22 protein-coding genes are annotated in these 25,154 nt (G+C 60.9%); 10 read left to right on the top strand and 12 right to left on the bottom strand.

Annotated elements, in window-relative coordinates; translation table 11 throughout:
- Positions 1-32 precede the first annotated feature (32 nt).
- The gene (locus tag EL257_RS06665) at positions 33-785 is read right to left on the bottom strand and encodes a TPM domain-containing protein (protein ID WP_126360908.1); all 753 of its coding nucleotides are present in this window, start codon (positions 783-785) and stop codon (positions 33-35) included.
- 118 nt (positions 786-903) lie between these two features.
- Entirely contained in the window at positions 904-1,512 is a 609-nt protein-coding gene (locus tag EL257_RS06660; RefSeq protein WP_126360906.1) for a LemA family protein, read from the bottom strand.
- 260 nt (positions 1,513-1,772) lie between these two features.
- Here EL257_RS06660 and bglX point away from each other — a divergent pair, with 260 nt between their 5' ends.
- Positions 1,773-4,064: a beta-glucosidase BglX gene (gene bglX / locus EL257_RS06655; RefSeq protein ID WP_126360904.1), complete on the top strand. Its 2,292-nt coding sequence runs from the start codon at positions 1,773-1,775 to the stop codon at positions 4,062-4,064.
- 123 nt (positions 4,065-4,187) lie between these two features.
- Here the strand turns inward: bglX and EL257_RS06650 are convergent, their stop codons facing one another.
- The 5 genes from EL257_RS06650 to EL257_RS06630 form a co-directional block, all read right to left on the bottom strand.
- Positions 4,188-5,345: a phospholipase D-like domain-containing protein gene (locus EL257_RS06650; protein ID WP_126360902.1), complete on the bottom strand. Its 1,158-nt coding sequence runs from the start codon at positions 5,343-5,345 to the stop codon at positions 4,188-4,190.
- A 1-nt stretch (position 5,346) separates the two neighbouring features.
- A complete protein-coding gene (locus EL257_RS06645) occupies positions 5,347-5,937 on the bottom strand; it encodes a YceI family protein (protein ID WP_126360900.1) in 591 nt (196 codons plus the stop codon).
- A gap of 142 nt (positions 5,938-6,079) precedes the next feature.
- Entirely contained in the window at positions 6,080-6,376 is a 297-nt protein-coding gene (locus EL257_RS06640) for an amidase (protein WP_126360898.1), read from the bottom strand.
- Complete coding sequence (locus EL257_RS06635) at positions 6,373-7,446, bottom strand: serine hydrolase domain-containing protein (RefSeq protein WP_126360896.1); 1,074 nt, start codon at positions 7,444-7,446, stop codon at positions 6,373-6,375. The genes EL257_RS06640 and EL257_RS06635 overlap by 4 nt, the downstream gene beginning before the upstream one ends.
- Positions 7,447-7,626: 180 nt before the next feature.
- Positions 7,627-8,505 (bottom strand): acyl-CoA dehydrogenase family protein, encoded by an 879-nt coding sequence (locus EL257_RS06630; protein ID WP_126360894.1) that lies wholly within the window; start codon positions 8,503-8,505, stop codon positions 7,627-7,629.
- 153 nt (positions 8,506-8,658) lie between these two features.
- Here EL257_RS06630 and olsB point away from each other — a divergent pair, with 153 nt between their 5' ends.
- Complete coding sequence (olsB, locus tag EL257_RS06625) at positions 8,659-9,414, top strand: L-ornithine N(alpha)-acyltransferase (protein WP_126360892.1); 756 nt, start codon at positions 8,659-8,661, stop codon at positions 9,412-9,414.
- Positions 9,414-10,208 (top strand): lysophospholipid acyltransferase family protein, encoded by a 795-nt coding sequence (locus tag EL257_RS06620; RefSeq protein WP_126360889.1) that lies wholly within the window; start codon positions 9,414-9,416, stop codon positions 10,206-10,208. The genes olsB and EL257_RS06620 overlap by 1 nt, the downstream gene beginning before the upstream one ends.
- 82 nt (positions 10,209-10,290) lie before the next feature.
- On the opposite strand, the gene EL257_RS06615 is transcribed toward EL257_RS06620, so the two are convergent.
- On the bottom strand, positions 10,291-10,863 hold the full coding sequence (locus EL257_RS06615) for an ACP phosphodiesterase (RefSeq protein WP_126360887.1): 573 nt from the start codon (positions 10,861-10,863) through the stop codon (positions 10,291-10,293).
- 168 nt (positions 10,864-11,031) lie between these two features.
- Between EL257_RS06615 and EL257_RS06610 the strand changes: the two genes are divergently transcribed.
- The 3 genes from EL257_RS06610 to EL257_RS06600 are packed head-to-tail and all read left to right on the top strand — an operon-like array spanning position 11,032 to position 13,613.
- On the top strand, positions 11,032-11,334 hold the full coding sequence (locus EL257_RS06610; RefSeq protein WP_126360885.1) for an ArsR/SmtB family transcription factor: 303 nt from the start codon (positions 11,032-11,034) through the stop codon (positions 11,332-11,334).
- Positions 11,335-11,368: 34 nt separating this feature from the next.
- Positions 11,369-12,535 (top strand): MFS transporter, encoded by a 1,167-nt coding sequence (locus tag EL257_RS06605; protein WP_126360883.1) that lies wholly within the window; start codon positions 11,369-11,371, stop codon positions 12,533-12,535.
- Positions 12,536-12,563: 28 nt separating this feature from the next.
- Positions 12,564-13,613, top strand: a complete 1,050-nt coding sequence (locus EL257_RS06600; protein ID WP_126360881.1) for an alkene reductase — start codon at positions 12,564-12,566, stop codon at positions 13,611-13,613.
- A 392-nt stretch (positions 13,614-14,005) separates the two neighbouring features.
- Here the strand turns inward: EL257_RS06600 and emhR are convergent, their stop codons facing one another.
- The gene (emhR, locus tag EL257_RS06595; protein ID WP_126360879.1) at positions 14,006-14,638 is read right to left on the bottom strand and encodes an efflux system transcriptional repressor EmhR; all 633 of its coding nucleotides are present in this window, start codon (positions 14,636-14,638) and stop codon (positions 14,006-14,008) included.
- Positions 14,639-14,904: 266 nt separating this feature from the next.
- Between emhR and emhA the strand changes: the two genes are divergently transcribed.
- The 4 genes from emhA to EL257_RS06575 all read left to right on the top strand — a co-directional run bounded on the left by emhA (position 14,905) and on the right by EL257_RS06575 (position 22,388).
- Entirely contained in the window at positions 14,905-16,062 is a 1,158-nt protein-coding gene (gene emhA / locus EL257_RS06590) for an efflux RND transporter periplasmic adaptor subunit EmhA (RefSeq protein ID WP_126360877.1), read from the top strand.
- A 3-nt stretch (positions 16,063-16,065) separates the two neighbouring features.
- Positions 16,066-19,230, top strand: coding sequence for an efflux RND transporter permease subunit EmhB (emhB, locus tag EL257_RS06585; protein WP_126360874.1), 3,165 nt, complete (start codon positions 16,066-16,068; stop codon positions 19,228-19,230).
- Complete coding sequence (gene emhC, locus EL257_RS06580; RefSeq protein WP_126360872.1) at positions 19,227-20,687, top strand: efflux RND transporter outer membrane subunit EmhC; 1,461 nt, start codon at positions 19,227-19,229, stop codon at positions 20,685-20,687. The genes emhB and emhC overlap by 4 nt, the downstream gene beginning before the upstream one ends.
- A 441-nt stretch (positions 20,688-21,128) precedes the next feature.
- A complete protein-coding gene (locus EL257_RS06575; RefSeq protein WP_126360870.1) occupies positions 21,129-22,388 on the top strand; it encodes an OprD family porin in 1,260 nt (419 codons plus the stop codon).
- Between the two features lie 157 nt (positions 22,389-22,545).
- On the opposite strand, the gene pcaC is transcribed toward EL257_RS06575, so the two are convergent.
- The 3 genes from pcaC to EL257_RS06560 are packed head-to-tail and all read right to left on the bottom strand — an operon-like array spanning position 22,546 to position 25,116.
- On the bottom strand, positions 22,546-22,938 hold the full coding sequence (pcaC, locus tag EL257_RS06570) for a 4-carboxymuconolactone decarboxylase (RefSeq protein ID WP_007917093.1): 393 nt from the start codon (positions 22,936-22,938) through the stop codon (positions 22,546-22,548).
- A 10-nt stretch (positions 22,939-22,948) separates the two neighbouring features.
- On the bottom strand, positions 22,949-23,740 hold the full coding sequence (pcaD, locus tag EL257_RS06565) for a 3-oxoadipate enol-lactonase (RefSeq protein ID WP_126360868.1): 792 nt from the start codon (positions 23,738-23,740) through the stop codon (positions 22,949-22,951).
- Between the two features lie 11 nt (positions 23,741-23,751).
- Complete coding sequence (locus EL257_RS06560) at positions 23,752-25,116, bottom strand: 3-carboxy-cis,cis-muconate cycloisomerase (RefSeq protein WP_126360866.1); 1,365 nt, start codon at positions 25,114-25,116, stop codon at positions 23,752-23,754.
- Positions 25,117-25,154 lie beyond the last annotated feature (38 nt).

The raw sequence follows: 25,154 nt of genomic DNA, 5'->3' as shown, positions 1-25,154 counted from the left end.
TTGAAAAATGCCTGCTCATTGTTCTTCTATCGTTACCAGCCGCCGGACGAACCGCCGCCCCCGAAACTGCCGCCACCACCGCTGAAGCCGCCACCGCCTCCGCCGCCGCCAAAGCCACCACCGCCAAAGCCGCCGCCTCCCCCGGAGCCGCCACGACCGGTGGGCAGGATACCGAGCATCTGGCAGACAAACACCGTCAGGATGAACAGCATGACTAAAAACACGAACAAAGTCGGATGCCGCGACATGAAGTCATCAGCAGGATCGCCGCTGGATTCATACACGGTCGACGGCTCGTCCAGCGGATTGCCGCCAAGCACCACCAGCATGGCTCCGACGCCGTCGCTGATGCCCTTGCTGAAGTTGCCGGCCTTGAACGCCGGGGTGATGACCTGGTGAATGATCACCGAAGACTGCGCATCGGTGAGGCGATCCTCCAAGCCATAACCGACTTCGATGCGCAGCTTGCGCTCGTCACGGGCGACGATCAGCAAGGCGCCGTTGTTCTTGTCTTTCTGGCCGATGCCCCAGTGCCGACCGAGCTGCACACCGAAATCTTCGATGGTGGTCCCCTGCAGATCCGGCACGGTCACGACGACCAATTGCTCGCCGGTCGCCTGCTCGTGAGCCTGCAATTGCTGGCTCAGTTGCGCGCTCACTGACGGATCGAGCATCTGCGCCTGATCGACCACACGTCCGCTCAGCGCCGGGAACGTCAACTCGGCCCGCGCGCTGACGGCGAACAGCCAGAACATCAGCACGAGGCCTATTTTCAACACACGCATGAACCACTCCCACCCTCTCCGTGTAGGAGCTGCCGCAGGCTGCGATCTTTTGACGTTGGTTTATAAAAAACAAGATCAAAAGATCGCAGCCTGCGGCAGCTCCTACACAGGTGTGTTTTCAGAATTTAACCTGGGGTGCCTTATCGGCATCCGGCGTGGTGGCTTCGAAGGTTTCGCGCATCGGCAGATCGCTGTACATCACGCTATGCCACAGGCGTCCCGGGAAGGTGCGGATCTCGGTGTTGTATTTCTGCACCGCCAGAATGAAGTCGCGCCGCGCTACGGCGATCCGGTTTTCCGTGCCTTCGAGTTGCGATTGCAGAGCAAGGAAGTTCTGGTTGGCCTTCAGGTCCGGGTAGCGCTCGGACACCACCATCAAACGGCTCAGCGCGCCGGTCAGTTGATCTTGCGCCTGCTGGAACTGCTTGAGCTTCTCGGGATTGTCGAGGGTGCTGGCGTCGACCTGGATCGACGTGGCCTTGGCCCGCGCCTCGATCACCGCGGTCAGGGTTTCCTGTTCGTGCGCAGCGTAGCCCTTCACTGTTTCCACCAGATTGGGAATCAGGTCGGCGCGCCGCTGGTATTGGTTCTGCACCTGGCCCCAGGCGGCTTTCGCCTGTTCGTCGAGAGTCGGGATATTGTTGATGCCGCACGCGGTCAACAGCGTGGCGAGCACCAGCAAAGTGGCGACTTGTAGCCGTGAACGAGAGGTTGCGCTGATATTCATTGCAGTGATGCTCCATGACACATTTGATTTAAAAACCGAGCGCTGGGCATTCCCGGCCAGCGGTTGGGGCATAATCGGCGCCGCCACTGGCATGCGACGGGCTTATCGGCTAAAAAGTGCCCTTCGCGTTTACGTTGCCGCTATCGGCTGCGGTTTTCCGGCTCGGTTTTTTTCAGCCGGCACCCGAACAACAATAGTCGCTCCCTACATTTTGGCCGGCCGGTGTTGCATCACCGTTTGGGCCCTAGAGAAAAGAATTCATGAAGAAGCTGTGTTTGCTGGGTTTGTTCGTCAGCCTGGCCAGTCATCAGGTACTGGCCGCCACGACCCCGGTACCTCTGGAGAACAAGGACGCTTTCATCAGCAATCTGATGAAACAAATGACCCTCGACGAGAAGATCGGCCAGTTGCGCCTGATCAGCATCGGCCCGGAAATGCCCCGCGAGCTGATCCGCAAGGAAATCGCCGCCGGCAACATCGGCGGCACGTTCAACTCGATCACCCGTCCGGAAAACCGGCCGATGCAGGACGCTGCCATGCGCAGCCGCCTGAAGATTCCGATGTTTTTCGCCTACGACGTGATTCACGGTCACCGGACGATTTTCCCGATTCCGCTGGCTCTCGCGTCGAGCTGGGACATGGATGCCATCGGCCAGTCCGGTCGCGTTGCGGCAAAAGAAGCCGCCGCTGACAGCCTCGATATCACCTTCGCGCCGATGGTCGATATTTCCCGCGATCCGCGCTGGGGCCGCAGCTCCGAAGGTTTCGGTGAAGACACCTACCTGACCTCGCGCATCGCCAAAGTCATGGTCAAGGCGTATCAGGGCGAAACTCCGAGCGCTGCCGACAGCATCATGGCCAGCGTCAAGCACTTCGCCCTGTACGGCGCGGTCGAGGGTGGTCGCGACTACAACACCGTCGACATGAGTCCGGTGAAGATGTATCAGGATTACCTGCCGCCGTACCGTGCTGCGATCGATGCTGGCGCCGGTGGCGTGATGGTCGCCTTGAACTCGATCAATGGCATTCCCGCCACCGCCAACACTTGGCTGATGAACGACTTGCTGCGCAAGGACTGGGGCTTCAAAGGCCTGGCGGTCAGCGACCACGGCGCCATTTTCGAGCTGATCAAGCACGGCGTCGCTCGCGACGGTCGCGAAGCGGCGAAGCTGGCGATCAAGGCCGGCATCGACATGAGCATGAACGACACCCTGTACGGCAAAGAACTGCCGGGGCTGCTCAAGTCCGGCGAGATCGAACAGAAAGACATCGACAACGCCGTGCGCGAAGTGCTCGCGGCCAAGTACGACATGGGCCTGTTCAAGGACCCGTACCTGCGCATCGGCAAGGCAGAAGATGACCCGGCGGACACCTACGCCGAAAGCCGCCTGCACCGCGCTGAGGCCCGCGAAGTGGCGCGTCGCAGTCTGGTGCTGCTGAAGAACCAGAACGAAACCCTGCCGTTGAAAAAAGACGCGAAAATCGCGCTGGTCGGTCCATTGGCGAAAGCGCCGATCGACATGATGGGCAGTTGGGCCGCCGCCGGGCGTCCGGCGCAATCGGTCACCTTGTTCGATGGCATGCATTCGCTGATCGGCGACAAAGCCAATCTGATCTACGCCCGTGGCGCCAACATCACGGGCGACAAGAAGGTTCTCGACTACCTGAACTTCCTCAACTTCGATGCCCCGGAAGTGGTCGATGACCCGCGCCCGGCCAGTGTGTTGATCGACGAGGCGGTGAAAGCGGCGAAAGACGCTGATGTGATCGTCGCTGCTGTCGGCGAGTCCCGTGGCATGTCCCACGAATCCTCGAGCCGCACCGACCTGAACATCCCGCAAAACCAGCGTGAGCTGATCCGCGCGCTGAAAGCCACGGGCAAACCGCTGGTGCTGGTGTTGATGAACGGCCGTCCACTGACCATTCTCGAAGAGAATCAGTCGGCTGACGCGATTCTGGAAACCTGGTTCAGCGGCACCGAGGGCGGTAACGCCATCGCTGACGTACTGTTCGGCGACTACAACCCGTCGGGCAAACTGCCGGTGACCTTCCCGCGTTCCGTGGGCCAGATCCCGACTTACTACAATCACCTGAGCATCGGCCGACCGTTCACGCCGGGCAAACCGGGCAATTACACCTCGCAGTATTTCGATGACACCACCGGCCCGCTGTTTCCGTTCGGTTATGGCCTGAGCTACACCACGTTCGCCCTGAGCGATATGGCGCTGTCGTCGACCACGCTGAACGCCACCGGCAAGCTCGACGCCAGCGTGATGGTGAAAAACACCGGCAAGCGTGACGGCGAAACCGTGGTGCAGTTGTACATTCAGGACGTCACCGGTTCGATGATTCGTCCGGTGAAAGAACTGAAGAACTTCCAGAAGATCATGCTCAAGGCAGGCGAACAGAAAGTTGTGCACTTCACCATCACCGAGGAAGACCTGAAGTTCTACAACGCCCAGCTCAAGTACGCCGCCGAGCCTGGCAAATTCAACGTACAGATCGGCCTGGATTCCCAGGACGTGACGCAGCAGAGCTTCGAATTGCTGTAGGTTTTTTGATCGTTCCCACACTCCGCGTGGGAACGATCAAGATCGCAGCCTTCGGCAGCTCCTACAGGGTGAACACCATGCCATTGTAGGAGCTGCCGAAGGCTGCGATCTTTTGATCTTGCTTCAACCGCGGCGGTCGAGAAAGTTGACCACCAACCGATCCACCCAGCCCCACACCCGCTGCTTGACCCGCCGCCACAACGGTCGGCGCTGCCACGCTTCCAGGCTCACCAGCTGACTCAAGCCGAAATCCTTCACGAAACTCGCCTCGACCGCCGCCGTCAGCGCGGGATCCAGCGCCTCCAGATTCGCCTCCAGATTGAAGCGCAGATTCCAGTGGTCGAAGTTGCACGAACCGATGCTCACCCAATCGTCCACCAAGACCATTTTCAAATGCAGAAAGCACGGTTGATATTCGAAGATCTGCACCCCGGCTTTGAGCAATCGCGGGTAGTAGCGATGCCCGGCGTAGCGCACCGACGGGTGATCAGTGCGCGGCCCGGTCAGCAGCAAGCGCACATCGACACCGCGCGCCGCCGCCTTGCGCAGGGAGCGGCGAATTTTCCAGGTCGGCAGGAAATACGGCGTGGCCATCCAGATGCGTCGCTGGCCGCTGTTCAGCGCACGGAACAGCGACTGCAGAATGTCACGATGCTGGCGGGCGTCGGCGTAGGCCACGCGGCCCATGCCCTCGCCCTTGTCCGGCACGCGCGGCAGACGCGGCAAACCGAAATGCGCGGCGGGACGCCAGGCCCGGCGGTAGCGGTTGGCGATCCATTGGCGATCGAACAGCAATTGCCAGTCGATCACCAATGGGCCGCTGATCTCGACCATCACCTCGTGCCATTCGCTGACATCGTGGCCCGGCGTCCAGAATTCATCGGTAACGCCAGTGCCGCCGACCACCGCCAGACACTGATCGACCAGCAACAACTTGCGGTGATCACGGTAAAAGTTGCCGACCCAGCGCCGCCAGCTCAGCCGGTTGTAGAAGCGCAGCTCGACCCGGGCCTGAGTCAGGCGCTGACGCAAATTGAGGGTGAACGCGAGGCTACCGTAATCATCGAACAGGCAGCGCACGCGCACGCCACGTTCTGCGGCCTGCACCAACGCTTGCACAATGGCCTCGGCACAGGCCCCGGCCTCGACCAGATACAGCTCGAGTTCAATCTGCTGCTTGGCGCCGGCGATGTGCTCAAGCATCCGCGGGAAAAATTGCGGGCCGTCGATCAACAGTTCGAAACGGTTGCCGTCGCGCCACGGAAACACCGCGCCACGCATGTCAGCGCGCCGTGAAGATCAGCACCGCACCCACCGGCACCGACAGACTGATAGCCGACAGGTCGGCGAGTTTGCGCAGGCTTTCCAGCCCCGGCGCCAGATCGAAATCCGCAGCGTTGATCACCAGCGGCTCCAGGGTCACCACTTGAAAACGCCGATCATCAAGACGCGTCGCCAGCAGTTCAGCGGGATATTCGTGCTGCTTGCCGTGCAGGTTGACGGTCAGCGGCAGGCGCAGCTCCAGTTGCGCGCCGGGCGCCAGATCGTTGATCGGGCGCAGGTCGATTTGCGTGGTAATGGTCGCGTCGGGGAATTGCTCGATCTGGAACAGCTCTTTGCGCATGCGCTCATCGCGCAACGGGATGCCGCTGTTGATCGAATCCAGCTCGACTTCGACTTCGGCGCGACCGTTGGGGTCAACCTTGCCGTGCAGCACCAGGAAGCGCTGCACTTCAGACACGCTGGCGTTTTTCGTGCTGACGAAAGAAAGGCGCGACGACTCGCCGTCCAGATACCAATTGGCCTGAGCCGGCAATGCCGCGGCGGTCAATAACAGACAGGCGAAGACTTGATGAAGGGAGCGGTTGAACATTGAACACTCTTGGGCGCGATAAACCTGCACGAACCTTAACCGCCCGTGGGTTTATTGCAACATCAAGATCAAAAGATCGCAGCCTTCGGCAGCTCCTACCGAGCGTACCCAACCCTGTAGGAGCTGCCGAAGGCTGCGATCTTTAAGGCTGCAAACGGCAGCCTTGCCGTTCGCTCAACCACTGCGCACTATTGCTGCGCCCCATGCCGCTGACGGTGATGGTTTTGCTGGCGCTGTCATCGGTGAACTGGCTGATGGGCAGCCATTGCTTCACATAGCCACGGCAATACTCGCCATCGTTATTCATCACATATCTGCACGAGCAATATTCCTTGGCGGTGTAGGCGCTGATGATGTCCGGGAAGGCCCAGAGGTTTTCGCGTTCATAAACGCCCCAGCCGACCAGCACGATCAGCAGCAACAGCAGAAATCGCCTCATGGCCGCACCGCCTGCAGCACGCGTTTGAGCAGTTCGTTGTGCTTATAGCTGCCATCACGGTCATCACCGTAACGCACGATCACCAGTTTCTCGCTGGGAATCACGTATAGCGCCTGGCCCCAATGGCCGAGGGCAGCGAAGGTGTCGGTTGGGGCGTCGGGCCACGGTGACGTCGCGCCACCGAGCGGGCGATTGAGCCACCAATGAGCGCCGGGCACGGCCTCGTCCTGATGCGCCTCGTAGCCGGCGAAGGGTTTGAGGTTGAAGGCGATCCAATCCCTGGGCAGCAATTGCCGGTCGTGCCAGCGTCCGTTGCGCGCGATCAGCAAACCGACCCGCGCCAGATCCCGGGCGGTGAGATAGGCGTAGGACGAGGCGACAAAAGTGCCGCTGGCATCGGCTTCCCATACGGCGTGGCGAATGCCCAGGGGTTCGAACAGCGCCGTCCACGGATAGTCCGGATAACGCTGCGGGCCGACCATGGTTTTCAAAGCGGCGGCGAGCAGGTTGCTGTCGCCGCTGGAATACCGGAACGCCTGCCCCGGCGCTGCGTAAGTGTCGTGTTCGGCGGTAAATGCGGCCATGTCACCACGGCCTCGGGTGTAGAGCATCGCCACCACCGAGGATTTCAGCGGGGCGTATTCGTAGTCTTCCTGCCAGTCGAGACCGGAGGCCCAGTTCAGCAGATGGCCGAGGCTGATCGCTGGGTGTTTTTCCAGTGACGGGTAAAACTTCGCGGCAGAATCGTCGAGTTTGAACAGGCCCTCGCCGTACGCCACACCGAGAACGGTGGCCATCAGGCTTTTGCTAATCGACCAGGTCAGGTGCGGGGTCTGTTCGGTGGTCGGCGCGGCGTAGCGTTCGTAGATGATTTGACCGTCGCGGATGATCAGCAAGGCGTCGGTGCGGATGCCTTGGCGGGTTGCGTCGTCGCGGGGTGGGAAGGCGTACGTCTCCAGTGCTTCGACGTTGGTCATTGCCGGGGCGGTTGGCCATTGTTCATCCGGCCATTGTTCGGCGTGGGCGGTGAAGCTGATCAGCAGCAGGAACAGCGGCAAGCCTTTGAACATGGTGAGGGCTCGTGGAGAGAACCTGCTGAGACTAGTCGGGACTCATGACAACTTTGAGATTTTGCTTTCCATGAAGTCGCCATCGCTGGCAAGCCAACTCCCACAGGTTTCACAGGTGTTCACAAAATTTGTATCCACCAAAGAACCTTGTGGGAGCTGGCTTGCCAGCGATGAGGCCCTTCAGCCCGCCGCCAAAGCCTTGGCCAACCGCTTGGCCCGCGCCCCCGCCGCCAATTGCATCACGCCTTTATCCCGGTGCCACATCTGCGCCCATTCCACTGGGCCATCTGCCAGCGCCTGATCCACCTCCCCCGCGAGTGATTCAAACTGCGCAAACAAACCGCCCAACAACACATGCCCTGACGGATTGTTCGGCGCTTGCCGGCTCGCTTCGGCACATCCGGCCAGCAGCGCCAGCAATCGCAGTTGCAGGGGTTGCGGCCAATCGCTGTCCTGGCCGACGCCGTACAGCCACGCGGTCATTGCGCTCAGGACATAGACATCTTCGAGGGTGCGGAACGGTTTGACGTAAGCATCCCAGCCGTCGCCCGCAAGCAATTCGCACAGGGCGCCGTCGAGGTGCAGGCGACCGTGGCTGATGTCTGGCATCAACGGCAGCGCTGGCAATTTTTCGACCTTCACGCCGGGTTCGCCGGGATAGACCACGGCCAGACTCAGACGCGGTATTTCGCCAGGTTCTTCACTGCGCGCGGCGATCAACAACCAGTCCGCCGCATCGCCCGCCGTGACGAAATCCTTGCGCCCGCTCAAGCGCAAATCGCTCAGCCGCGTTTGCATATCCGCCGGGCGCAGGCTGCGCTGTTCAGTCGCGCACAAAGCGCCGAGGCTCAGCGGTGCACTCGGCCACAACATGCGCAGCGCCGCCTGATAACCGACCAGAAACGCCAGCCCCGGCGTCGCCATGCGCCGCCCCCCTGCGACCGCCAGCTCAAACGGCGTGACGCTGCCCAGCGCCTGCAGCAAGGTTGCAAATCCTTCGGCCAAATCAGCAACGGCGGGCAATCGTTCACGGCTTTGCAGCAGATCTGACCAGGGCATAAGCGCCTCCTTGTGGGCTGTCATATAAGCATCACCGAACGTTCATGGCGATGACACCGGGGCTACATAGCCTGACTTTGCACAACACGGCTGCATAAAGAAAGTCGATCGGCTGCAACCCACGACGGGTTAAAGGCCCGTACGGAGAGTCACATGACGCAAATCGCCCGCATCAGCGACACCGGCAATGAACGCCGCCTGCAAGCCGAACGCCTGATCGGCACCGAGGCCTTGCAGCAAGCCCAGGCCCTGCGCTTCAACGTCTTCAGTGGCGAGTTCAACGCCAAATTGAAAGGCGCGGAACTGGGTCTGGACATGGATGATTATGATGTTCACTGCAGCCACATCGGCGTACGTGATCTGAACACCGGGCGCCTTGTAGCGACCACGCGTCTGCTCGATCACACCGCCGCCAGCAGCCTCGGCAAGTTCTACAGTGAGGAAGAATTCAGCCTGCACGGCCTCGCGCATCTGCAAGGGCCGATCCTGGAAATCGGCCGCACCTGCGTCGATCCGGCGTACCGCAACGGCGGCACCATTGCCGTACTCTGGGGCGAGTTGGCCGAAGTATTGAATCAGGGCGGTTACAGCTATCTGATGGGTTGCGCGAGCATTCCGATGCAGGACGGCGGCATTCAGGCCCACGCGATCATGCAGCGCCTGCGCGAGCGCTATCTGTGCACCGAACACCTGCGCGCCGAGCCGAAAAATCCGCTGCCGACGCTGGATATTCCGTCCAACGTCATCGCGGAAATGCCGCCACTGCTCAAGGCTTACATGCGTCTGGGCGCGAAGATCTGCGGCGAGCCATGCTGGGACGAAGACTTCCAGGTCGCCGACGTCTTCATCCTGCTCAAGCGCGACGAACTCTGCCCGCGTTACGCCAAACACTTCAAGGCGGCCGTGTGATGAGCCGGTTGCGGGTGTACGCGCGAATCGCTCGAGTGCTTTTCGTGGTGTCGCTGGGGCTGACCATGGCCAGCGTCTTCGGCGTGTTTGAGCGCATCGGCCTGGCGCATTCGATGGAGCGTCGCCAGCGCTGGTCGCGCTTCTTCATGGCTCGGCTGAGCAATGCCCTGCCCTTTCGCGTGACCGTGCACGGTGAGCTGCCGAAAGAGCCGATGCTGTGGGTCAGCAATCATGTGTCGTGGACGGATATTCCGCTGCTGGGCATGCTCACGCCGCTGTCATTTCTGTCCAAGGCGGAAGTGCGCACCTGGCCGGTGGCGGGCTGGCTGGCAGCGAAGGCTGGCAGTCTGTTTATCCGTCGCGGCTCGGGCGACAGCCAGTTGATCCGCAAGCAGATGACCCGTCATTTGCAAACCGATCACGCCTTGCTGATGTTCCCCGAAGGCACGACCACCGATGGCCGATCACTGCGCACTTTTCACGGTCGCCTGCTGGCGGCGGCGATTGATTCAGAGGTGATGCTGCAACCGGTGGCGATCCGTTATCTGCGTGACGGCGAGATCGATACGCTGGCGCCATTCATTGGTGACGATGATTTGCTCTCGCACCTGATGCGCCTGTTCAGCCATGACTGCGGGGATGTCGAAGTGCATGTGCTCAAGCCGATCGCCTGTCAGGGGCGCGAGCGTGCGGCGCTGGCGTTCGAAGCGCAGCAGGCGGTGCAGCGGGTGTTGTTTGGCGAAGTAGCGAAACCTGCCGAACCGCGTCGCGCTGGCGACCTGATCGCCGCCTGACAATCAAAAGATCGCAGCCTGCGGCAGCTCCTACAGAGGTCGATGTAGGAGCTGCCGCAGGCTGCGATCTTTTGATTTTTGCCTACCTCTGTGACGCTACGAAGTCCTGAAGTTGCGGGTAGAACAGGCTAAAGTCTTCGCTCAAAGGCTCATACAACCGCCGCAACTCCTGCATCGCCCCCGCCAGTTCCTCAGGCCGGGACAACCGCCGTGAAATCCCGCGCAACACCTGCTCCAGCACCTCAAATTCGCGATACGACCCCAACCAGTCATGGGCAACCATGTGCGGCGCGATCTTCGCCAGCCGTTCTGGCAATTGCCGCTCGCGCGACAGCACCCGATAAACGTCAGCGGTGAACAGCTCCAGCGGCCGGTCGGCGTACAGCGTCCAGTCTCGCGCCAGGCAGTGGTCGAAAAATACATCGAGGACGATCCCGGCATAGCGCCGCCGCGTCTCGGTAAACCGGCCCAAGGCGATGTCCACCAACGGGTGGCGATCGGTGAACACGTCGATACGCCGATGCAGTTGGATCGCCGCTTCGACCTCCGGCGCAAACTGCCCTTGCAGTCGCCCTTTGACGAAGTCGCCATAGAGGCTGCCGAGTAACTGACCGGGGCGCTGGCCGCCGAGATGCAAATGCGCGAGATAGTTCATGAGCGCAGCTTAGCACTGCGTCCGCTGATGCAGCACCTCCATATCGTTATAACCCGATATAGCGATTTATACGATGCTCAGACCGAATTCATATTGGTATATCGCGATTCAACGATTTAAAGTTCGCTCCATCGCGATATATCGCCACTGCCCACATGAGCCCATGCCATGAACCTTGACCTCGACGAAATAATAAAAGCCCTGGCGCACCCAGTACGGCGAGACATCCTCAACTGGCTGAAAGACCCGAAAAACGAATTCCCCGAGCAGTTGCACAACCACGAGTACGGTATCTGTGCCGGGCAGATCGATCAGCGTTGCGGCCTGTCGCAATCCACCGTGTCCGCGCATTTGGCGACCCTGCAACGGGCCGGGTTGATCAGCAGCCAGAAGGCCGGGCAGTGGCACTTTTTCAAACGGAACGAGGACGTCATTCAGGCGTTTCTCAACACCCTCAGTAAAGAGCTCTGACCCTTAACGTCAGCCAGCCGACAAGGAAACCCGCATGCCCCTCTCGCTTCTCATACTGGCCCTGAGCGCCTTCGCCATCGGCACCACCGAATTCGTCATCATGGGCCTGTTGCCCGACGTGGCGACCGACCTCGGTGTGTCGATCCCGGGCGCCGGCTGGCTGGTCACCGGTTACGCCTTGGGCGTGGCGATCGGTGCGCCGTTCATGGCCATGGCCACCGCCAAACTGCCGCGCAAGGCAGCTTTGGTCGCGTTGATGGGCATTTTCATTATCGGCAACCTGCTGTGTGCAATGGCCAGTGATTACAACGTGCTGATGTTTGCCCGAGTCATCACTGCGCTTTGCCACGGCGCGTTCTTCGGCATCGGTTCGGTGGTGGCGGCCAATCTGGTGCCGGCCAACAAACGCGCCTCGGCCGTAGCGTTGATGTTTACCGGCCTGACCCTGGCCAACGTCCTCGGTGTGCCGCTGGGCACTGCATTGGGTCAACAATACGGCTGGCGCTCGACCTTCTGGGCCGTGACCGTTATCGGCGTGATCGCGCTGATCGGTCTGATTCGCTTCCTGCCGGCCAAGCGTGACGAAGAAAAACTCGACATGCGCGCCGAACTCGCCGCCCTCAAAGGCGCCGGCATCTGGCTGTCGCTGAGCATGACCGCGCTGTTCTCCGCCTCGGTCTTCACCCTGTTCACCTACGTCGCTCCACTGCTCGGCGAAGTCACCGGCGTATCTCCGCGTGGCGTGACCTGGACGCTGATGCTGATCGGCCTGGGCCTGACCGTCGGCAACATCATCGGCGGCAAACTGGCCGACAAAGGCATGGCCGCTACGTTGATCGGCGTGTTCATCGCCATGGCCGTAGTGTCCACGGTGCTGACCTGGACCAGCGTCGCGCTGATCCCGACCGAAATCACCCTGTTCCTTTGGGCTACCGCGTGTTTCGCCGCTGTGCCGGCGCTGCAAGTCAACGTGGTGACCTTCGGCAAAGCTGCGCCGAATCTGGTTTCGACTCTGAACATTGGCGCATTCAACGTCGGCAACGCCCTCGGCGCCTGGGTCGGTGGCAGCGTCATCGCCCACGGTTACGGCCTGACCAGCGTTCCGCTGGCGGCGGCTGCACTCGCGGTGCTGGCCCTGCTGGTGACCCTGATTACTTTCCGCCAGAACGGCAATGCCGAACTGGCTCCTGCTTCCAACTGATCAACTTTCCATTCAAGAGGTTTTAGACATGGCGACTATTTTCGACCCGATCAAACTCGGCGACATCGAGCTGAACAACCGCATCATCATGGCCCCGCTGACCCGCTGCCGCGCCGACGAAGGCCGCGTGCCGAATGCGCTGATGGCCGAATACTACGTACAACGCGCCTCGGCCGGCCTGATCCTCAGCGAAGCCACTTCGGTAACGCCAATGGGCGTCGGCTACCCGGATACCCCGGGCATCTGGTCCAACGATCAAGTGCGTGGCTGGGCCAACGTCACCAAGGCGATTCACGGTGCCGGCGGCAAGATTTTCCTGCAGCTGTGGCACGTTGGCCGTATCTCCCATCCTTCGTACCTGAACGGTGAAACACCGGTTGCGCCGAGCGCTCTGCAACCCAAAGGTCACGTCAGCCTGGTTCGCCCGCTGGCCGACTATCCAACCCCGCGCGCTCTGGAAACCGCTGAAATCGCCGACATCGTCGATGCCTACCGCACCGGTGCCGAGAACGCCAAGGCTGCCGGTTTCGACGGCGTGGAAATCCACGGCGCCAACGGCTACCTGCTCGACCAGTTCCTGCAAAGCAGCACCAACCAGCGCACCGACAACTACGGTGGCTCGCTGGAAAACCGCGCGCGCCTGCTGCTGGAAGTGACCGATGCTGCAATCGAAGTCTGGGGCGCCGGCCGCGTCGGTGTGCACTTGGCACCGCGTGCAGATTCCCATGACATGGGCGATGACAATCTGGCTGAGACCTTCACTTACGTCGCCCGCGAACTGGGCAAGCGTGGCATCGCGTTCATTTGTTCGCGCGAAAAAGAAGGCGCCGACAGCCTCGGCCCGCAACTGAAAGAAGCGTTCGGCGGCCCGTACATCGCCAACGAGAAATTCACCAAGCAAAGCGCCAACGAGTGGCTGGCCGCTGGCAAGGCAGACGCCGTCGCCTTCGGCGTGCCGTTCATTGCCAACCCGGATCTGCCGGCACGTCTGCAGGCCGATGCGCCGCTGAACGAGCCGCATCCGGAAACTTTCTACGGCAAAGGCCCGGTGGGTTATATCGACTATCCGACGCTGTAATCACGCGGTAGCGCAGCAATGAAAAAGCCCCTGACTTGTGAGAGTCAGGGGCTTTTTTGTTTGGACGGGATAATGCGGTGTGGCTCGAATCGATCCCCCTCACCCCAGCCCTCTCCCCCAAGGGGGCGAGGGGAAAGGGAGCAGATTTGTGGGGTTTCCGGATTTTTGGTTCGGCGGGATATTTCAGGTCGGCGTAACTCGAAAGAGCAACCCGGTCGGTCCCCTCTCCCTCTGGGAGAGGGCTAGGGTGAGGGAAAAGCGGCGAAACACGGATTCACAAGAGCGACACAATTTCCCTACAAAATCCACGGCTGGCTACGTTTAAACTCCCCGCCGCGATCATCAGCCATGCCGGCTGATTGACACCCTGCCGGGCAATTGCGCATTTTCTCTCATTTGCGCAGGCTCGGGCTCAGGCGCAGCATGTCCAACCCTGTATCGACCCAGCGTTCAGCCTCGGCGTGCAGTTCGAAGCTGTCCGGCGCGAGAAGCCAGCCGTACAACAGGCCGTCGATGTAGGCATGAATGCTGATGGCTGCGCGGGCGGTGTCGAGATCTTCGGGCAACTGACCGCGATTCACCGCATTACGCAGGGTCAGGCCGATGCGCAGGTTGCAATCGAGACTGGCCGTCCGGCGCTGCTGGCGCAAATCGCACATTTCATCGGTGAATTCGCACTTATGAAACAGAATTTCGTTGATGCGCCGGGTTTTCGGGTCCAGTGCAACTTGATGAAACAAATGAATCAGCAATTGCCGCATGCACCCGAGTGGGTCCGGTTCGTCCTCGCTTTCGCTGGCCTTGGCCAGTTCATCCAGCGGTTCGTGCAGGCTGTCGAGCATCGCCTGAACCAGATCGGCCTTGTTGCTGAAATGCCAGTAAATGGCGCCGCGCGTCACGCCGGCCATGGTTGCGATGTCCGCCAGGGTGGTGCGGGCGACCCCCCTTTCATAAAAGGCTTTCTCCGCCGCTTCCAGAATCTGGCTGCGGGTTTCCTGAGCTTCCTCTTTGGTACGACGGACCATGGCAGTAAAACCTCAAACAGGATGTTTCAGGGATGGCTGAATATCCGCTGAATAATGTGGGGGCGATCTCTCATGAATCGGCTCCCCGGCCTACAATCTCGAACCTTGCGACGTTTTTTGTAACAGGGTGGGTACGCGGCGCAGGTGTTTACAAACAACCATGAACGTAAGTATATTACTTAGCAAGCTACTTATCCACCCGGTGCCCGATTTTTACTCTTTCAAACTTCTTGTGCGCTCCTTGCGCGCCTGACCCGAGGATCTTCATGCAATTCAAGCCAGCTGTTACCGCTCTGGTCACTGCCGTCGCCCTGGCATCGCTGCTCAGCGGATGTAAAAAGGAAGAAGCGGCACCTGCCGCTCCGCCCCCTCAGGTCGGCGTCGTCACCCTGCAACCACAAGCCTTTACCCTCACCTCCGAACTGCCGGGCCGCACCAGTGCGTTCCGCATCGCTGAAGTTCGCCCGCAGGTCAACGGCATCATTCTCAAGCGCCTGTTCAAGGAAGGCGCCGATGTCAAAGCCGGCCAGCAGCTGTATCAGATCGATCCTTCGGTCTATGAAGCGACCCTGAAAAGCGCCGAAGCCAACCTGCGTTCGACCAAGTCGATCTCCGACCGCTACAAGCAGTTGGTCGATGAGCAAGCGGTCAGCCGTCAGGAGTACGACACCGCGCTGGCCAACCGCCTGCAATCGGAAGCGTCGTTGCAAACCGCGCAGATCAACGTGCGTTACACCAAGGTCTACGCGCCAATTTCCGGCCGTATCGGTCGTTCTTCGGTGACCGAAGGCGCACTGGTCAGCAATGGCCAGACCGATGCGATGGCAGTGATTCAGCAGCTCGACCCGATCTACGTCGACGTGACTCAATCGTCGGTGGAACTGCTGGAACTGCGCCGTGAACTGGAAAGCGGCCGCCTGCAGAAGGCTGGCGACAACGCCGCTGCAGTCAAGCTGACCCTGGAAGACGGCAGCCAGTACAAGCTCGACGGTAAACTGGAATTCTCCGAAGTCTCGGTTGACCAGACCACTGGTTCGGTGACCCTGCGCGCGGTATTCCCGAACCCGGATCACACCCTGCTGCCGGGCATGTTCGTCCACGCCCAGTTGCAGGCCGGCGTCAACAGCGCAGCGATTCTCGCGCCGCAGCAAGGCGTGACCCGCGACCTCAAAGGCACCCCGACCGCGCTGGTCGTCGGCGCCGACAACAAGGTCGAGTTGCGTCAGCTCAAGGCCAGCCGCACCGTCGGCAGCCAGTGGCTGATCGAAGACGGCCTCAAGGCCGGCGATCGTCTGATCACCGAAGGGCTGCAGTACGTCAAACCGGGCGTCGAGGTCAAAGCGACCGAAGCGACTAACGTTGGCACCAAGAACCCGGCCCCCGCCCAGGCAGCTGACAAAGCCGCCGGCGGCAAAGGGGAGTAACCCATGTCAAAATTCTTCATCGACCGTCCGATTTTCGCCTGGGTAATTGCCCTGGTGATCATGTTGGTCGGGGCACTTTCGATCCTGAAATTGCCGATCAACCAATACCCGAGCATCGCGCCACCGGCCATTGCGATCCAGGTGACCTACCCAGGCGCATCCGCACAAACCGTGCAGGACACCGTGGTTCAGGTCATCGAGCAGCAGCTCAACGGTATCGATAACCTGCGTTATGTATCGTCGGAAAGTAACTCCGACGGCAGCATGACCATCACCGCGACCTTCGAGCAAGGCACCAACTCCGACACCGCGCAGGTACAGGTGCAGAACAAGCTGAACCTGGCCACCCCGCTGTTGCCGCAGGAAGTGCAGCAACAGGGTATCCGCGTAACCAAGGCAGTGAAGAACTTCCTGCTGGTGATCGGTGTGGTCTCGCGCGACGGCAGCATGAGCAAGGACGACCTGTCCAACTACATCGTGTCGAACATGCAGGATCCGATCTCGCGGACCGCCGGTGTTGGTGACTTCCAGGTCTTCGGTGCGCAGTACGCAATGCGTATCTGGCTCGACCCGGCCAAGTTGAACAACTTCAGCCTGACCCCGGTCGACGTGAAAAACGCCATTGCTGCGCAGAACGTCCAGGTGTCGTCCGGTCAGCTCGGTGGCTTGCCTGCCGTGCAGGGCCAGCAACTGAACGCGACGATCATCGGCAAGACCCGTCTGCAGACTGCCGAGCAGTTCAAGGAAATCCTCCTCAAGGTCAATAAGGACGGCTCGCAGGTCCGCCTCAAAGACGTGGCTGAAGTCGGCCTCGGCGGTGAGAACTACGCGATCAGCGCCCAGTTCAACGGCAGCCCGGCCTCCGGTCTGGCGGTGAAACTGGCCAATGGTGCCAACGCCCTCGACACGGCCAAGGCGCTGCGCAACACCATCGACAGCCTCAAGCCGTTCTTCCCGCAAGGCATGGAAGTGGTGTTCCCGTACGACACCACCCCGGTGGTGACCGAATCGATCAAAGGCGTGGTGCACACGCTGGTCGAAGCGATCGCGCTGGTGTTCCTGGTGATGTTCCTGTTCCTGCAGAACTTCCGCGCCACCGTCATCACCACGATGACCGTGCCGGTGGTATTGCTCGGTACGTTCGGCATCCTCGCCGCCGCCGGTTTCAGCATCAACACCCTGACCATGTTCGGCATGGTGCTGGCCATCGGTCTGTTGGTGGACGACGCCATCGTTGTGGTGGAAAACGTCGAGCGGGTGATGAGCGAAGAAGGCTTGTCACCGAAAGAAGCGACGAAGAAATCCATGGGCCAGATCCAGGGAGCGCTGGTCGGTATCGCCCTCGTTCTTTCGGCGGTATTGCTGCCAATGGCATTCTTCAGCGGCTCGACCGGTGTGATCTACAAACAGTTCTCGATCACCATCGTTTCGGCGATGGCCCTGTCGGTACTGGTTGCTTTGATCTTCACCCCGGCGCTGTGCGCGACCATGCTCAAGCCGATTCCGAAAGGTGAGCACGGCACGCCGAAGAAAGGTTTCTTTGGCTGGTTCAACCGCAACTTCGACCGTGGTGTGCAGAGCTACGAGCGTGGCGTCGGCAACATGCTGACCCGCAAGGCGCCGTACCTGCTCGCCTATCTGCTGATCGTGGTCGGCATGATCTGGCTGTTCACCCGCATCCCGACCGCGTTCCTGCCGGAGGAAGACCAGGGCGTTCTGTTCGCTCAGGTGCAGACCCCGGCCGGTTCCAGCGCCCAGCGCACGCAAGTGGTCGTTGATGAAATGCGTGAATACCTGCTGCGCCCGAACAAGGACGGCGGTGAGGCAGACGCGGTGGCGTCGGTGTTCACTGTGACCGGCTTCAACTTCGCCGGCCGTGGTCAGAGTTCGGGTATGGCGTTCATCATGCTCAAGCCGTGGGGCGAACGTGACGCTGACAACAGCGTGTTCAAACTCGCGGCGCGTGCCCAGCAACACTTCTTCAGCTTCCGCGACGCGATGGTGTTTGCTTTCGCCCCGCCAGCGGTACTGGAATTGGGTAACGCCACAGGTTTCGACGTGTTCCTGCAGGATCGCGCCGGTATCGGGCACGAAAAACTGATGGAAGCGCGCAACCAGTTCCTCGGCATGGCCTCGCAAAGCAAGGTGCTGACCCAGGTGCGTCCGAACGGCCTGAACGATGAACCGCAGTTTCAGCTGGAAATCGACGACGAGAAGGCCAGCGCCCTCGGCATCACCATCGGCGACATCAACAACACCCTGTCGATTGCGCTGGGCAGTAGCTACGTGAACGACTTCATCGACCGTGGTCGAGTGAAAAAAGTGTATGTGCAGGGCCAGCCGGATTCGCGCATGAGCCCCGAAGACCTGAAAAAGTGGTACGTGCGCAACGCCGCCGGCACCATGGTTCCGTTCTCGGCGTTCGCCAAGGGCGAGTGGATCTACGGTTCGCCAAAACTGGCGCGTTACAACGGTGTGGAAGCCTTGGAAATTCTCGGGGCTCCGGCGCCGGGTTATTCCACCGGTGAAGCGATGGCCGAAGTCGAGGCGATCGCCAAGAAGCTGCCGTCCGGTGTCGGTATCTCCTGGACCGGTCTGTCCTACGAGGAACGTCTGTCCGGCTCGCAGGCACCAGCGCTGTACGCCCTGTCGTTGCTTATGGTGTTCCTGTGTCTGGCGGCGTTGTATGAAAGCTGGTCGATTCCGATCGCGGTCATGCTCGTGGTACCGCTGGGGATCATCGGCGCCTTGATGGCCACCAGCCTGCGCGGGTTGTCCAACGACGTGTACTTCCAGGTGGGCCTGTTGACGACCATCGGCCTGGCGGCTAAAAACGCCATTCTGATTGTCGAATTCGCCAAGGAACTGCATGAACAGGGACGCACCCTGCGTGAAGCGGCGATTGAAGCCTGCCGCATGCGTCTGCGCCCGATCATCATGACCTCGCTGGCCTTCGTCCTCGGTGTCGTACCGCTGGCGATTTCCACCGGCGCAGGTTCAGGCAGTCAACATGCGATCGGTACCGGCGTGATTGGCGGTATGCTCACGGCCACGATCCTGGCGATCTTCTGGGTCCCACTGTTCTTCGTTACTGTGTCGTCCATCGGTCAGCGCAAAAAGACCGACGCGCACGAGACTACTGAAACTCCTAAAGAGGCTGGCCAATGAGCAAGTCGCTACTCTCCATCGCAGTCGCCGCCTTCGTGCTGAGCGGTTGCTCGCTGATACCTGATTATCAGCAGCCTGAGGCTCCGGTCGCAGGCCAGTACCCGCAAGGGCCGGCGTATTCGCCGGCGCAGGCACCAGCGCAAGCCGCTGCCGAGCAGGGCTGGAAGCAGTTTTTCCATGACCCTGCGCTGCAACAGCTGATCCAGATTTCCCTGGAAAACAACCGCGACCTGCGTGTCGCGGCGTTGAACATCGATGCCTACGCGGCGCAATACCGTATCCAGCGCGCGGACCTGTTCCCGGCAGTCTCGGCGAATGCCGCTGGCAGCCGCCAGCGTCTGCCGGCGCGTGCCTCGCAAACTGGCGAGTCGGGCATTACCAGTTCGTACTCGGCTACCGTCGGCATCAGCGCCTATGAACTCGACCTGTTCGGTCGGGTGCGCAGCCTTAGCGAGCAAGCGCTGCAACAGTACTTCGCTACCGAAGAAGCGCGCCGCAGCACACAGATCAGTCTGGTCGCCAACGTCGCCAATGCTTACTTGACCTGGCAAGCGGACAAGGAACTGCTCAAGCTGACGCAAGACACCCTCGGTGCCTTCGAAGAAAGCTACAAGCTGACCAGTCGCAGCAACGAAGTCGGTGTGGCTTCGGCACTGGACCTGGCGCAGTCGCGCACTTCCGTGGAAAACGCTCGCGCACAACTGGCGCGTTACACCCGCCAGGTTGCGCAGGATGAAAACAGCCTGACCCTGCTGCTCGGCACCGGTATTCCGGCCAACCTGCAAGCGGCCAAACCGCTGTCCGATGACCTGCTCAGCGATGTGCCGGCCGGTCTGCCGTCGGATCTGTTGCAACGTCGTCCGGACATTCTGCAGGCCGAGTACAACCTGAAGGCGGCCAACGCCAACATCGGCGCGGCACGTGCAGCGTTCTTCCCGAGCATCAGCCTGACCGCCAACGCGGGCAGCCTGAGCCCGGATCTGTCCGGCCTGTTCAAGGGTGGTTCGGGGACGTGGCTGTTCCAGCCGCAGATCAACCTGCCGATCTTCAACGCCGGCAGCCTGCGCGCCAGCCTCGACTACGCCAAGATCCAGAAGGATATCGGCGTGGCGAACTACGAGAAGTCGATTCAGACAGCCTTCCAGGAAGTCGCCGACGGCCTCGCCGCACGCCAGACCTACACCGAGCAGTTGCAAGCGCAACGTGACTTCGTTCAGGCCAACCAGGATTACTACCGTCTGGCCGAGCGTCGTTATCGCATTGGCGTCGACAGCAACCTGACCTTCCTCGATGCCCAGCGTCAGTTGTTCAGCGCGCAACAGTCGCTGATCACCGACCGGCTCGCGCAGCTGACCAGTGCGGTCAATCTGTACAAGGCCTTGGGCGGTGGCTGGAATGCGCAAACCGCGCAGAACGAACCGCTGAAAGAAGAAGCGCCGAAGATGAAGCTGTTCTGATCATCGGCTGAACACATCAAGCCCACCATTTTGGTGGGCTTTTTGTTGCCTGCCATAAAACTGCGTTGTCTTGTCTGGCCTCATCGCTGGCAAGCCAGCTCCCACAATGTTTCGTGGTGTACCCAAATTTGTGAGCGATGCAAAAATCTGTGGGAGCTGGCTTGCCAGCGATGAGGCCCTCACATTCCCCCAAAAACCGGCCGAATCTTGCGTTCGGTAATCGCCCAAAACCCGCTTTCAGCAATTGAACGCGGACCTGCAAGCCCTTCACCATTCAGCCCAGAACGCCAATAACAACAAGGTTCAACACCATGCTCCAGCGCCCTGCACCGCCCGGCTGACCGCCGCCGCTCTATCCCTGACTTGCATCACCCCGCCTGCGCCGCACCTCCCGCGACAGCGCAGCCGTTCGCCTTACAAAAACAAGAGAGTCCCAAGTTCATGAATGTTTTCCCCGTGCCTTATGCATTGCCCGGCCTGATCGCCTTGGCCATTTCCGGTGTGGCTCTGCCCGCGAGCGCCGAAGAATCCGGTTTCATCGAAGGCGCCAAGGTCAACCTGAACCTGCGCAACTTCTACATCAATCGCAACTTCACCAATCCGAGCAAAACCCAGGGCAAGGCTGAGGAGTGGACGCAGAGTTTTATTCTCGACGCCAAATCCGGCTTCACCCAAGGTACCGTCGGCTTCGGCATGGACGTGCTCGGCCTGTACTCGGTCAAGCTTGATGGCGGCAAGGGCACGGGCGGCACGCAACTGTTGCCGCTGGATCGTGACGGCCGCCCGGCGGATAACTTCGGGCGCACCAACGTCGCGTTCAAGGCCAGGTTTTCGCAGACTGAAGTGAAGGTCGGCGAATGGATGCCGGTGCTGCCGATCCTGCGTTCGGACGACGGACGTTCACTACCGCAAACCTTCCGCGGCGGGCAGATCACTTCGAAGGAAATCGATGGCCTGACCCTGTACGGCGGCCAGTTCCGCGCCAACAGTCCGCGCGACGACAGCAGCATGAGCGACATGTCGATGACCGGCAAAGCGGAGTTCACCTCTGATCGTTTCAACTTTCAGGGTGGCGAATATGTGTTCAACGACAAGCGCACGCAAATCGGCCTCTGGAACGCGCAGCTCAAGGACATCTACAGCCAGCAGTACCTGAATGTGCTGCACAGCCAGCCGCTCGGCAAGTGGACGCTGGGCGCCAACCTCGGTTTCTTCTACGGCAAGGACGATGGCAGCGCCCGCGCCGGCGACCTCGATAACAAGACCTGGTACGGCATGTTTTCCGCCAACTACGGCGGCAACACGTTTTACCTCGGCCTGCAAAAACTCACCGGCGACAGCGCCTGGATGCGCGTCAACGGCACCAGCGGCGGGACGCTGGCCAACGACAGTTACAACGCCAGCTACGACAACGCTCAGGAACGCTCGTGGCAGTTGCGCCACGACTACAATTTCGCGGCCATGGGCATTCCCGGCCTGACCCTGATGAACCGCTACATCAGCGGCGACAACGTGCACACCGGGACGATCACCGACGGCAAGGAATGGGGCCGCGAATCGGAACTGGGCTACACGGTGCAGAGCGGTACGCTCAAAAACCTCAACGTCAGATGGCGCAACTCGACCATGCGTCGCGATTTCAGCAATAACGAGTTCGACGAAAACCGCCTGATCGTCAGCTACCCGATCAGCCTGCTATAAACACCGATCCCCTGTAGGAGCTGCCGCAGGCTGCGATCTTTTGACCTTGATTTTTTTTAAACAAGATCAAAAGATCGCAGCCTTCGGCAGCTCCTACAGGGGAAGGCATTCCAAGGTGGGAGCGAGCCTGCTCGCGAAAGCGGCTGCTCGGCCAACATCACTCGCGGGATTCAACACCCAATTCATCCCACACCGATTCGGCCAGATGAAACGTCGCATTCGCCGCCGGGATTCCGCAGTAAATCGCGCTCTGCATGATCACTTCCTTGATCTCCCCCCGGCTCACGCCATTGTTGGCCGCTGCACGCAGGTGCAGTTTCAGCTCGCCTTCGCGGTTCATGCCAATCAGCATGGCGATGGTGATCAGGCTGCGCGTATGCCGTGGCAGGCCCGGGCGGGTCCAGATGTCGCCCCAGGCGTGGCGGGTGATCATCTCCTGAAATTCCGAGTTGAACTCGGTTAGCGTGGTCAGGCTGCGATCGACGTGAGCATCGCCCAATACCGCGCGGCGAACCTGCATGCCTTCGTCGTAACGTTGTTTCTCGTCCACAAAATCTTCCTCACTGAGCCTGCAAAAACGCCAGCACACGTTCGCTGAAATCGGCGCCAGCCTGCACGTTGGACAGGTGCGCCGCGTAGAACTCGGCGTATTCGGCACCGCGCACGCGGTCGCGAATGAAATGCCCACCGGACGGCGGCGTCACCGCATCTTCGCTTCCGGCAATCACCAGCAACGGCACGTTGATCGAAGCGAGTTGCTCACGAAAATCGGCATCGCGCACAGCGGCGCAATTGGCCGCGTAGCCTTCAGGCGAAGTGGCCGCGAGCATGTCGGTAATTTTCTTTGCGGCTGCCGGATGGGCAGCGGAAAAGTCCGGGGTGAACCAGCGCGCAATCGACGCATCACGCAACGCAACCATCGCCGCCGGGCCGTCGCGCAACACGGTTTCGATGCGTGGATTCCACACTGACGGGTCACCGATTTTCGCTGCGGTGTTGCAAACGATCAGCTTGTGCAGACGCTGGCCGGCGTTGATGCCCAGCCATTGGCCGATCAACCCGCCCATCGACAATCCACAGAAATGCGCGCGCTCGATCTGCAGCGCATCCAGCAGCGCGAGCACGTCGTGGCCGAGTTGCTCGATGCTGTAGGGCCCCTCGGTGACCAGCGATTGACCGTGGCCGCGAGTGTCAAAACGCAGCACGCGAAATTGCTCGGTGAACGCCGGCATTTGTGCATCCCACATATGCAGGTCGGTGCCCAGCGAGTTGGACAGCATCAGTACCGGCGCCTCCGCCGGGCCTTGAATCTCATAGTGCAGTTCGCCATCGGCGAGTTGAACGAAAGCCACAGCCCTCTCCTTCAGACAGTCAAAGCGTTGTGTTCGGCCACCGCGCGCTCGACCCAGACGTGCGCCTGACCGAGGTAATGCGCGGGGTTCAGCAGATCATCGAGCTCAGCGGCGCTGAGTTCGGCGGTGACTTGCGGTTCGTCGCCCAGCACAGCACGCAGATGACGTTGCTCGGCCACCGCACGCTTGCAGCACTGCTCGAGCAGATGATGGGCAGTGTCGCGGCCGACGCGCTGGGCGAGGACAATGCTGACCGCCTCGGCCAGCACCAACCCTTGGGTCAATTCGAGATTGCGCGCCATGCGTGCGGCGTCGACTTCCAGGCCCTCGGCCAACAAGCGCGCCTGTTGCAACGAACCGGAAACCAGGCAGCAGATTTCCGGCAGGGTTTCCCATTCGGCGTGCCACAAACCGAGGCTGCGTTCGTGCTCCTGGGGCATCGCGCTGAACAGCGTCGACACAAGCCCCGGCACCCGCGTTGCCGCGCCGATCAACACCGCCGCGCCGACCGGGTTGCGTTTGTGCGGCATGGTCGACGATCCGCCCTTGCCCGGTGCGGCCGGCTCGAACACTTCCGCCGCTTCGGTCTGCATCAACAGGCTGATGTCGCGGCCGAATTTCCCCAGGCTGCCGGCGATCGAACCCAGCACCGCAGCGAACTCGACGATACGATCGCGCTGGGTGTGCCACGGTTGTTCCGGCAGTGTCAGTTGCAGTTCCGCAGCCAGCGCTTGTGCAATCGGCAAAGCGTCTTCGCCGAGTGCCGCGAGCGTTCCCGAGGCACCGCCAAATTGCAGCACCAGCAGACGCGGTTTCAATTCCTGCAAACGTTGACGGCTGCGTGTCACGGCGCCCAACCAACCGGCTATTTTCATACCTAGGGTCACCGGGGTTGCATGCTGCAGCCAGGTGCGCCCCGCCAGCGGCGTGGTGGCGAAACGTTGTGCTTGCGCGGCGAGCGAGTCGGCCAGTTGCGCCAGTTCGCTCTCGATCAATGCCAACGCCTGACGCAATTGCAGCACCAGCCCCGAGTCCATCACGTCCTGACTGGTCGCGCCCAGATGCACATAGCGCTCGGCTTCGGCATCGGTTGCGGCAATCTGTTTGCCCAGCGCCTTGACCAGCGGAATCGCCGAATTGCCGGCCGTCGCAATCGCCTCGCCCAGCGCCGCGAAGTCATACAGATCCGCAGCGCATGCCGCCGCAATCGGTGCCACGGCGGAAGAAGGGATCAGGCCAACACGCGCCTCGGCCCGGGCCAGTGCCGCTTCGAAATCGAGCATCGCTTGCACGCGGCCCTGATCGCAAAATACTTCGCGCATGTCACGGGCGGTGAAATAGGCATCGAACAACTGATTGCCCGGTCGCTGAGTCATAAACAGTCCTTGCCAGCGCGGGCCATGACGGCCCGCGC

The sequence above is a fragment of the Pseudomonas fluorescens genome, from assembly GCF_900636825.1.
Classification (GTDB): Bacteria; Pseudomonadota; Gammaproteobacteria; order Pseudomonadales; family Pseudomonadaceae; genus Aquipseudomonas; species Aquipseudomonas fluorescens_BG.
Note: the sequence above shows the minus strand (reverse complement) of the source record. Positions and strands in the feature narration are given on the sequence as shown.